The sequence below is a fragment of the Halohasta sp. A2 genome (genome assembly GCF_056175805.1).
The window spans coordinates 1-317 of record NZ_JAQFWV010000256.1 but is presented as its reverse complement, the minus strand read 5'-3'; the positions used below and the strand labels follow the sequence as shown (position 1 = coordinate 317).

Annotated in this window: 1 pseudogene; it reads right to left on the bottom strand. The window is 54.3% G+C overall.

The window, feature by feature from the left end:
• Positions 1–126: 126 nt before the first annotated feature.
• Positions 127–317: pseudogene (locus tag O2S87_RS19035) on the bottom strand (transposase); the annotation flags it as partial.

Below are 317 nucleotides of genomic sequence, written 5' to 3'. Positions count from 1 at the left end.
ACACTGTCGTATTGTTGACCGCTTCGACTTCATATCGACAGAAGGCGTCCAATTGCATACAACTTTCACGGAAACTGGACGGAGAAAGCACCGAGAGTGCGATTAATTAGCGGCGCAACGAGGCAACCCATCTTGCTTCAAGCGGTTGCCGGGGTACAGGCTGGATTCTTCGGTGCTGTAGGCGACCGCCGCAAAGTTACTAATACCGAGGTCGATACCAGCCGTCTCGGTTCCGGGTGCGTTGGGCGTCTCGATCTCGTCTTTACAGACGAGGTGCAGTTCCCAGCGTGCTTTTTCCTTGTCGTAGACGGCCCTAA